Annotated in this window: 6 protein-coding genes; all 6 read right to left on the reverse strand. The window is 44.1% G+C overall.

The annotated features are described in order from the left end of the window. Positions 1 to 293: transposase family protein (locus tag E2L07_RS09285; RefSeq protein ID WP_134229420.1), on the reverse strand; the 293-nt coding region annotated here is incomplete at its 3' end. Between the two features lie 284 nt (positions 294 to 577). Then, entirely contained in the window at positions 578 to 1,525 is a 948-nt protein-coding gene (gene trxB / locus E2L07_RS09290) for a thioredoxin-disulfide reductase (RefSeq protein WP_134229421.1), read from the reverse strand. Between the two features lie 75 nt (positions 1,526 to 1,600). Further along, a complete protein-coding gene (locus tag E2L07_RS09295) occupies positions 1,601 to 2,674 on the reverse strand; it encodes a tetratricopeptide repeat protein (RefSeq protein ID WP_134229422.1) in 1,074 nt (357 codons plus the stop codon). Between the two features lie 247 nt (positions 2,675 to 2,921). Then, positions 2,922 to 3,977 (reverse strand): DUF871 domain-containing protein, encoded by a 1,056-nt coding sequence (locus tag E2L07_RS09300; protein WP_134229423.1) that lies wholly within the window; start codon positions 3,975 to 3,977, stop codon positions 2,922 to 2,924. 17 nt (positions 3,978 to 3,994) lie between these two features. Further along, positions 3,995 to 5,356, reverse strand: a complete 1,362-nt coding sequence (locus tag E2L07_RS09305) for a PTS transporter subunit EIIC (protein ID WP_010899702.1) — start codon at positions 5,354 to 5,356, stop codon at positions 3,995 to 3,997. Positions 5,357 to 5,377: 21 nt separating this feature from the next. Further along, positions 5,378 to 6,274, reverse strand: a complete 897-nt coding sequence (murQ, locus tag E2L07_RS09310) for an N-acetylmuramic acid 6-phosphate etherase (RefSeq protein ID WP_010899703.1) — start codon at positions 6,272 to 6,274, stop codon at positions 5,378 to 5,380. Between the last annotated feature and the right edge of the window lie 716 nt (positions 6,275 to 6,990).

Genomic DNA, 6,990 nt, shown 5'->3' on the forward strand with positions numbered 1-6,990 from the left:
ACTGTCTGACGCTGATATCGCTCTACAAAACAGGCTTTCTCCGCAAACCGCTTCCCGCATCTGCACGCGTACCGGCGCTTTCGATAGAATAGATACACCCACCGTTCAAAGAGCTTGAGATGTTGAACTTTTTGGATGCGGTAATCATGGATTCTCTCGGTTCTCTCCCCGCAGGATGGGCAACGATGAGGCGTTCGCGGCATTTCTACATGGAGCGCGATAAAGCCCTCTCGTTCCTCCATCTTTGTGACCTTCACACCTTTTAATCCGGGCAAATCCATGGTAAAATTCATCGTACACGCAGCTCCTATCCTTTCTTTGTTTCTCGACAATTCAAGGATAATGGATAAAGGAGCCTGCGTGCATTTTTTTTGCCCTCTTTTGTGCAAAAACCCCAACATTTATTGTAGAGCCGATTAATCTGATTGTGAATAGATAAAAAAAGGGCACGGACACAAGGTCCGTGCAAAAAATATATAAAAAAGGGGGTCAATTACTTACCTTTATCATACGCTCTCTTTATTTCACAGCTGTTACAATCGGATTAAAACGGAGTTACGTTTTCCATTATTCACTATTAATTTTTTACTTTTTCAGCCAACTCTTCAATGTAGTGTTGCACATTTTGCGCCGCTAAGCTTCCGTCCCCCGTTGCTGTAACAATTTGTCGAAGCGATTTCTCGCGAACATCACCAGCAGCGAATATACCTGGTACGCTCGTTTCCATCTCTTCGTTTGTCACAATGTACCCTTCGTCATTCAAAATGTTTAAGTTTTTAACCGCTTCATTTAACGGAAGCATTCCAATGTAAATGAACACACCATCTGTTTTAAAATCTTGCTGTTCCCCTGTTTTCGCATGCTCGATCGTTACGCTGCTCACTTTTCCGTCCGTCCCGTTGATTTGTTTGACGACATGTTCCCAAATAAACTCAATCTTGTCATTGTCAAACGCCCGTTGCTGTAAAATCTTTTGCGCTCGCAATTGATCGCGACGGTGAATGATCGTAACTTTTGACGCAAAACGGGTGAGGTAGACCGCCTCTTCAACCGCAGAGTCACCACCACCAACGACGACAAGCTCTTTACCTTTGAAAAAAGCACCGTCACAAACCGCACAGTAAGAAACACCGCGCCCGCTTAATTCTTTTTCTCCTGGGACACCTAGCTTTTTATACTCAGCTCCTGTTGCCACGATGACCGCACGAGCTTTATATTCCTTATTTCCTGCTTTCACTAGCTTCAAATCGCCTTGATCGATAATTTCTTTAATATCACCATATGCATATTCTGCACCGAATTTTTTCGCATGCTCAAACATTTTTGTTGAAAGCTCTGGTCCTAAAATATGGTCGAAGCCGGGATAGTTTTCTACATCTTCCGTGTTAGCCATTTGCCCACCTGGGACTCCACGTTCAACCATGACGGTGCTTAAATTAGCCCGTGACGTATAAACAGCGGCTGTCATCCCTGCTGGACCAGCCCCGGCAATCACCACATCGTATACTTTTTGTTCTTCACCCATTCCTATACACTCTCCTTATCGTAATCCCATGCCCTTAGTATGATCAGTGCTTCCTCTGTTTATCGTAAAAAATGATCAGCTGTTCTGTCTACTTTTTTGCTTCACATGCCAACCTTCATACGTAACGTCCTCTTTTTGCAAAATATCGACGATACTCATGGCATAATAGTCAGCTGCTTGTTGGACACCAAGAGTGGCTGCTTTTTTCCAATATCGAAGCGCTATTTCTTCTTGGCCGAGGTGATACGCAGCCACACCAATACAAAAATGCCACTCAGGGTCACTACTAATCGACGTCCACTCTAATTCCTTTAAACGATCATAGGCTTGTTCACACGCACCGACAGCGCACAAAACTTGCGCCACTTTAAAACGATGGGCTCGGTCCATTGGATGAACCGCAGATAAGGCTTGAATCAGTGATTCCGCTTGTTGTTGCTGACCTTGTTTCTTATAAAATAACGCCATGTTGCAAAGGGCAAACAGGTTTCCCTGATCTTCTTCAAGGATGTGCTCGCACACCTCAAATGCCTTTTCAACATTCCCTAAGCGAAACAACGCTTGGGCGTATTGATTGTAAGCTGTCCAATAGGAAGGCTCTTCATCCATTAACTTTTCAAGGAGGACAATGGCCTCTTGCAGCTGTCCCTCTTCAAGAAGTTGGCAGGCCTTTTCATGTTCTAACAAAAATTGATCGGTTGGTGTGAGCTCATTTTCCCACTCATCCCCTTCCTCTTCCTTTTCAAAACGAAGAAGGTCCAACAAATCATGAGCATCCTTGGCAAACTCACCGTCCGGCTGATCACTTAAATAAGCTATCGCACAATGCTCTGCTTTTTCGAACAGTCCTAAATAAGCATAGTTATTAGCCATAAAAAAATGGCACTCACTATGGCCTGGATCTAAGTTTTGCACAACCGATTCGAGAATGTCATTGGAGCGTTCATAGTGACCTAGCTCTGAAAGGACTGCAGCTAGCTGTATATGAAAAACAGGCTCCTGTTCTGTTAATTTAACCGCCCGTTCTAACAGCTTTACAGCACGAGACAAATGATTTTTGCGAAAAGCAATCACACCGCGACGAAAGAAGTAATCTCCACTTTGAATAAAGGGGATGATCTTTTTTCCTGATTCTATCGATACATCCATGAAGTTCGATTCCCTCCAACCCTCTCAAACATCTCCTTGCATTATACAACATTTTTCGTCATAGTGGTGGGAGATTTTAGGTAAATTGTCGGAAGTCCGCGAATAAAAGAGAAAATCGCTAGAAGAATGAAGAAAAAGTAAGAGAAATGAAGAAAACCGAGGATTTCTCTTATAGAACCATCATGTGTTAAGAAATAGCAAGAAGAAACAAGGTTCCCCCTTGCTTCTCCGGATAAGCTGCCTATCATTACTCATCGGTGACCAATCGAAACGGTTCTCCAGGACGAAGGATGTCTAGTAGAATCATATCTTCCTCTCTCACGTTGGCGACAACATTTACTTTTTCATCAAAAGGCAATTCTTTTTTCATAATCTGAAGTTCCCCTTCATAGCGACCATATGTTTCATTATCAATTGTCACCGTACCCTTCAGTCGAGAGCTAGGCGTCTGGGTCTCTTTCGCACGGATAGCAAATTCCCCTTTGCGAGCGTACGGCCTCGATGTCTCTGAGCGAATGACATCTCTTGCAGGGTCAAAGCGCTGCCGATGGGGAAGCTGTAATAATGCTAACTCAGCTTCTTGAATATCTTCCCGTACACTTACGCGGAGCCGCGCCTCATTTTCACGAAATGTCATAAGGGAATAAGGAGAGAGATCCTGATCCCCAATGACGATGGCATCCGTGTGTAACCGATCATGCAAATCCCTCGCAGCACCATAAGGAGAAACCTCTCGATGGGCTTCAGCGGTCGGCAACCCTCGATAGAGCGGACCACGTCTTTGCCCATCCCCACTAACAAAGGCAACGGTTTTTAAGCCTTGGGTGTGAAGCCATTGATTCCTACGTTTGATCCATTCCAAGCTAAGCCCTGTCTCTGGTCTAGGGTAATAATTGTGCCACGCCTCCACGTTTTTCAACGAGAGTCCTTGATTGACAAGTTCATGTAAAAACGTTTCTGTCAACGTGCTTGCATTGAAAGCGATCTGATACGTTTTTGCCAACTCCATGATCGCCTCTGCTGAAAAACCATAATCCAACCTTAGGCCATCTACGGACTCGTCAAGAGAGGCCACATAAGGTAAAGAAGAAGGGGACACATCGACGATTACACGCAATCCACACCTATGCGCCTCTCTTACAAGTTGATCGAGTCGCTCTACATAGAGGGCGGCATCCTCCTCTGGAATATGAAGAGACGTAAACACGAAGGTAAACCGAGCCTCGCTCATTCTACGTATATATTGTGTCTGATCTGTACGGTATCCACTGTTTCCTAAAAACAGAGAGAAGCCTCGTTCCATTACCGTTCACCTTCCATTTAACCGATATTTTCTGCCATTTCTTCTTTGTATCCAAACAAATACGTAAACAAAAATCCGAACGTGTACGAAACGACCAATCCTAAGAAATAAATGAAATATTTATTTTCAGCAATGAGTGGAATTAAGGAGAGACCGGATACACCAATACCGACTGCCGCTGTTGACATGACCGCTTGGAAGGCTCCACCGACTGCCGCACCACAACATGCTGTAATAAATGGACGCCCGAGTGGGAGTGTTACCCCGTAAAGTAGCGGTTCTCCAATGCCAAGGAAACCAACAGGCAATGCCCCTTTTACAGTATTTTTCAAACGCTGATTTTTTGTTTTGACGAAGACGGCAATCGCGGCGCCTACTTGACCTGCCCCTGCCATCGCTAAAATCGTTAAAAGCGGGGTCACCCCTTGACTATTAATAAACTCGAGGTGAATCGGGGTTAGCCCGTGATGCATCCCGACCATGACAAGAGGTAGGAACGTTCCTGCTAAAATCGCTCCTGCCACTGCCCCCCCAATGTCGAGGACTCCGTTAATTCCTGCTGTCACTCCTTCTGCAATCCAGCCACCAACAGGCTGAAGAACGACGATTGTACTTACACCGACGATAAGAACCGTTAAAAATGGGGTCAAAATGATATCAACAGCTGAAGGGACACCTTTTCGTATTTGCTTTTCAACGACGGCCATAAGCCAACCGGCTAACAAGACGGCAAAGATCCCACCTCGACCTGGGACGAGCTGCTCACCAAAAAGGGTCACGTTTTCCAACGCAGGGTTAATGATTAAAATACCAGCTATCGCGCCAAGGGCTGGTGTGCCGCCAAACTCTTTCGCCGTATTCCAGCCGACGAGAATCGCTAGGAAGGTGAAAATTCCACTACCAATGACGAGCAATATTTGTAGCCATGTCGTGTCAGGGGAGACGCCTGCATTTTGAGCAAAGTTCGCTCCGCCATTAATTAATCCTGAAGCAACGAGCGCTGGAATAAGTGGAATAAAGATACTCCCTATTCGCTTCAAAAAGTTTTTAATCGGCGTATTGTTTTTCTTTTTAATCGCTTGCTTCGTATCCTCTGCGACATGGTCGGGGTCGTCTACTTCATTTAACGATAACCCTGTTTGCTCACACATCTTGGCTGCTACTCTATTGACCGTTCCTGGACCGACAACAATTTGTAGCGTGTCATCCTCCACAACGCCCATCACACCATCAATGTTTTTCAATTGCGCGATGTCTACCAGCTTATCCTCGTGAAGATCTAAACGAATTCGCGTCATACAATGAGCTAATCGTTTAATGTTTTCCGCGCCGCCTACGTGTTCTAATATCTCTTTGGCCAGCCTTTCTTCTTTTTTCATGTTGATCCCCCTTTTTATCCGTTAATTAAGCTCGTGAACCGCTTTTCGGATAAAACCACCGTTGCGGTCAAGCGTCATTTGTGCCTGGTCTACCGAACAACCAGTTAATATCGTGATAATCGCAACTTTGACAACACCACCTGCTTCCCGTAAATGCTTCTCAGCAACTGCAGCTTCCACGTCAGTCGCTTCCATAATGATGCGCTTTGAGCGCTCACGAAGCTTTTCATTCGTGGGCTTTAAATCTACCATTAAGTTTTTATATGCTTTTCCTAAACCAATCATCACCGTCGTTGAAATCATATTGAGAACGAGTTTTTGCGCTGTTCCCGCCTTCAATCTGGTCGAACCCGTTAATACTTCACTTCCTGTTTCCACCTCAATTGGATAAGTCGCTATTCTTGAGATTGCCGCTCCTCGGTTACAAGCTAAACTTCCAGTCACCGCACCAACTTGATTCGCATACTTCAGTGCACCAATGACATAAGGTGTTCGGCCACTTGCAGCTATGCCAACAACCACATCCCGAACGGTCAGTTGGATCTTTTTCAGGTCCGCCTCTCCTAGACCTTCATCATCCTCAGCTCCCTCTTTCGCTTCAATAAAAGCTTTTTCCCCGCCAGCAATTAAGCCAATCACTCGATCTGGTGCGACCCCAAACGTCGGCGGACATTCTGCCGCATCTAAGACGCCTAGTCTCCCACTCGTTCCTGCCCCTACATAGATAAGCCGTCCTCCTTGCTTCATTGCTTTGATTGTTTCTTCTACAAGCGGGGCGATCGCCGGAAGAGCTTGTGCAATTTGCTGCGGAACGCGGTGATCCTCTTCGTTCATTGCTGTTAAGATTTCAATCGTATTCATCTCATCAAGATTCATCGTCTTTTCGTTGCGCAATTCCGTAGTTAGTTTATCTAGCATGACGTTTCAGTCCTTTCGCCTCCTTTTGTATTCGCTTTCATTATACTAGGTTATAAAATTAAAAATCAACCTATTAATAGTTTTATATGAAATTTAGTTTCATTTTATGTCAATAAGAATCCGCTTCATTCTCAAGAACACAAAATAATGTCCCGTGCTCCTTTATTAGATACCAATTGGCGGATGCGATCATTTTTTATTCTTCCATCCTTTATCGACGTTTTAAGTGCTTAGAAAAATGCCATGAAAGGTGGCTAGAACATAGTTAATAAGAGTGCACTCACCGCCGGAGTACCACTCTTATTTTTCAGCTGTTATTTTATACGGGGTTGATTGTTTCAAAAACACTCGCTTGCTGCGGGCAAGGATTCAGCTAATCGGGGGGCAATCGTCCTGATTTTACATCCGAAGGTCTAGTGTTTTTGTGCTTTTATATTAAATGGAGTTATTCGTCTAGATAATTTGAAGCATAAATAGAGAACAAGATAGATAAGAGCAATAGATAAAAAATAATATACCAGATTGATTTCTGTTTTTAAAAACTCAGTTGGCGTAAATAATAATAGCTTATTCGACACAAGAGAGTGTAAAATATTTTGTGTAAATAGAAATGCACTAAATGATGTTCATAGAAAAAAGAAGACCCTTTCTGTAGAATAAAGTTAGCCGACTAAATTCACAGAAAAGAGGTCTTCCCTATGAATCATCTTACTACA

Origin of the sequence: Halalkalibacterium halodurans, from assembly GCF_004376175.1 — a bacterium.
GTDB lineage: Bacteria > Bacillota > Bacilli > Bacillales > Bacillaceae_D > Halalkalibacterium > Halalkalibacterium halodurans.

What these genes read in the sequence shown, in the direction of transcription:
- E2L07_RS09300 (WP_134229423.1), bottom strand. Translation starts at nt 3,977, where the DNA reads ATGGAACGAGGCTTCTCTCTGTTTTTAGGAAACAGTGGATACCGTACA.
- E2L07_RS09295 (WP_134229422.1), bottom strand. Translation starts at nt 2,674, where the DNA reads ATGGATGTATCGATAGAATCAGGAAAAAAGATCATCCCCTTTATTCAA.
- trxB (WP_134229421.1), bottom strand. Translation starts at nt 1,525, where the DNA reads ATGGGTGAAGAACAAAAAGTATACGATGTGGTGATTGCCGGGGCTGGT.
- murQ (WP_010899703.1), bottom strand. Translation starts at nt 6,274, where the DNA reads ATGCTAGATAAACTAACTACGGAATTGCGCAACGAAAAGACGATGAAT.
- E2L07_RS09305 (WP_010899702.1), bottom strand. Translation starts at nt 5,356, where the DNA reads ATGAAAAAAGAAGAAAGGCTGGCCAAAGAGATATTAGAACACGTAGGC.